Annotated in this window: 2 protein-coding genes and 1 pseudogene; 2 read left to right on the top strand and 1 reads right to left on the bottom strand. The window is 40.4% G+C overall.

What is annotated here, in order from left to right; genetic code table 11:
- A partial coding sequence (locus CXF78_RS17870) for a beta-ketoacyl-ACP synthase III (protein WP_102037518.1) occupies positions 1 to 1098 on the top strand: 1098 nt, incomplete at its 5' end.
- Positions 1099 to 1135: 37 nt separating this feature from the next.
- Positions 1136 to 2362: a response regulator gene (locus CXF78_RS17865; protein WP_180957211.1), complete on the top strand. Its 1227-nt coding sequence runs from the start codon at positions 1136 to 1138 to the stop codon at positions 2360 to 2362.
- A gap of 112 nt (positions 2363 to 2474) precedes the next feature.
- Here CXF78_RS17865 and CXF78_RS17860 read toward each other — a convergent pair.
- Positions 2475 to 3273, bottom strand: a pseudogene (locus tag CXF78_RS17860) (hypothetical protein); the annotation flags it as partial.

Below are 3273 nucleotides of genomic sequence, written 5' to 3'. Positions count from 1 at the left end.
AGTGGTTTATACACACCACCTTACAGTGTCTCTAACGACGAATTAGTTAACTGTTATAATAGTTATGTTGACCAATTTAATCAACAGAATGCGGCCGAGATAGAGGCCGGAAATACGCTTGCGTTGGCATATTCGTCAAGTGAGTTTATTGAAAAAGCCTCTGGAATTAAAAGCCGTTATGTCATGGTAAAAGACGGTATCCTCGATACCAACATCATGATGCCATTAATTGCTGATAGACCTTCTGAATCGTTGTCTATGCAAGCTGAGATGGGTATTGAAGCCGCTAACCAAGCATTACAGCAAGCAAACCTAACGGCTGAAGACATCGATTTGGTGATTGTGGCGTGTGCTTATACTCAAAGAGCTTATCCAGCCATTGCAATTGAAATCCAACAAGCCATGGGCACTAAAGGTTTTGCCTACGACATGCTAGTGGCATGTTCATCGGCTACGTTTGCGATTGTGAATGCCGTTAATGCTATTCGTGGCGGCACAGCTAATCGAGTGCTGGTTATAAATCCTGAATTAACCTCGCCGCAAATTAACTTTCGCGATCGTGACAGCCACTTTATTTTTGGTGATGTGGCAACTGCAGTGGTAGTTGAACGTGCAGAGCTATCAACATCGACGAATGCCTTTAGTGTGTTATCGACTCGCTGTGTGACCGAGTACTCAAGTAATATTCGCAGTAACTTTGGCTTTGTTAATCGCTGCGATCCAGAAAATGCAACCACATCAGATAAGCTGTTTCATCAGCAAGGCCGTAAAGTGTTTAAAGAATTATTGCCGATGATTTACCAACATTTAGACGCACAATTTACTGATGAACAAATAAAACCTGAGGAATTTAAGCGCTTATGGCTTCATCAAGCCAATATAAACATGAATTTGTTTGTAGTGAAGAAGCTGCTTGGTGATAATGTAGAACCAACTCAAGCGCCTATCGTATTAGATGAGTATGCTAATACCGCTTCTGCGGGATCGGTTATTGCTTTCCATAAGTTTAACCAAGACTTTAAAACGGGTGATTTAGGCTTGTTGTGCTCATTTGGTGCAGGTTATTCTATCGGCAGCATCGTACTTGAAAAGTGTTAAATGATTTGAGTACTAGACAGAAATAAAGGTGACTATATTGCGAGTGTTGATTGTAGAAGATAGCACCACTGTATCGAAAATATTAAAACACATGATTGTTCAGGATCTTGGATACCATGTGGACATCGCACCTGATATGTCGAGTGCATTGACTTTTTTAGAAGAAAATCAATATTTTGTAGTGGTTGCAGATTTAAATTTACCCGATGCTTCTGACGGCGATATCGTCAAGTTAGTGGCATCGTATTCAACTCCTTGCATTGTTCTCACGAGCAATTTAGATGCGGCTCAACGTCGAGAAATCTTAAAACTCAGCATCGTTGATTATATTCCAAAGGATAAACGCCACAGTTATCAATATGTGGTCAAGTTAATTGACAGACTTTATCGAAATCAAGACGTTAAAGTGTTGGTTGCCGATGATTCGTTGGTGAGTCGTAAGTTTGTAAAAATGCTCCTTGAACAGCATTTGTTCAAGGTTATAGAAGCCAATGATGGCGAAGAAGCATTAGCCGTATTAGAGGTGCAGCCTGATATTCAGTTGCTTATTACTGATTACAACATGCCAAAAGTTGATGGTGTTGAACTTGTTTTACGGGTACGTGAGCAGTTTAACCGTGAAGATATCGCCATTATTGGTTTGTCTAATGACAATGATGAAAGTTTGTCGGCAAAGTTTATTAAAAACGGCGCTAATGATTTTTTGCAAAAACCGTTTGTGCATGAAGAGTTTCATTGTCGAGTGCTTAACACCCTTGATTCACTCGATATGATGCGTAATTTGTGGCGTAAAGCCAATCGTGATTATTTAACTAAAGCCTACACTCGGCGTTATTTTTTTGGTCAATACCAACAAAATGATTCGGAACAAAAATTGTTATCGGTGGCACTATTAGATATAGATTTCTTCAAAAAAATCAATGATACCTATGGCCATGATGTCGGCGATGAAGTGTTAATTGAATTTGTGCAGCGCTTAGAAAACGCCTTTGCAGCGAATTTTACTGTAGCGCGTTTTGGTGGCGAAGAATTTGTTGTAGCGTTTAAAGGTTTAGATGCCATTAAAGCTAGCCTACTAGTGAATAAATTTCGGGAACAATGTGAAAGCAACCCGATAAGAACCTCGGCAGGTGATTTGCCTGTTTCATTCAGTTGTGGCGTGTCTACCGTGAGTAATGAAACATTAGACCGGGCACTGCAACGTGCCGATGAGCTACTGTATAAAGCTAAAAATGCAGGTCGTAATAGGGTTGTTTCTCAGTAAGTGACTTCACCTATTCATTTAGATAGTACAAGGCCGTTGATGCTTCAGTATCAACGGCCTTTTTACCTCTATAGTTGTCCTACAATGTTAATTTTAAACTTATTGACTATGCCTACAGTAGCCAAGCGTAACTGAGTTTCATGAAGTAGGTTTTTTCGTCTTGGGTTAACGAGTCGATGTCATCATTGGCAATAAATGCGTCTGAATAACCGAGGTAAAACACACTTTGGGGATTAAGTTTATAGCCATAGAGCAATTCATTACCAATATCTTGATACAGTGTATTAGGACGTTGATAACGATATAAGTCAGGATCGCGCTCTATGCGAGTATACACACTGCTTAAGCGGATAAAACTGTTTAGCGTCAACTGCCAATTTAGGCGCATATCGGTGAGGTTAGCTGTAAATAAACGACCATCATCGACGTCTAATGTTTGGTAGCGGTGTGATATATCAAGCACTAATGATTCCGTTAATTTCCATTCAATGCCCGGATTCAACATAGTGATAGTTGCAGGCCTGTCATTAGCGAAATCAATGTCATCGCCATAGTTCACATCTAGTTCTAATTTCAGCGATCCAATAGGGGTGAAATTGGTGTAAAACCAACCTAAGGTTTCATTAAACTCACTGGTGTTGCCTGCGATATCAATAATACTTGGGTTGTGACGTCTGCCCACTCGTTGTCGTTGTACGATCCCTGTGGCGATAAAACTTTGAAGTCCGCCGTCAAACTCGAGATACATTTCTGCTTCTTGCTCAAGTCGTTCATTGTTTTGATTATGGGTAATGTCCCAATCGCCGCCGAGGTTAATTTTGCTGAAGAAATGATTGTCTGGATACCAAATGTAGCCACCGCCAGCGACAAATTTTGCGACATCAATTTTGTCGATAAAGCCAAGATCGGCA

The sequence above is a fragment of the Shewanella sp. 11B5 genome (assembly GCF_002836795.1).
GTDB classification, from domain to species: domain Bacteria; phylum Pseudomonadota; class Gammaproteobacteria; order Enterobacterales; family Shewanellaceae; genus Shewanella; species Shewanella frigidimarina.
The sequence above is the reverse complement of the archived record's forward strand: the minus strand, read 5'-3'. Positions and strand labels throughout refer to the sequence as shown.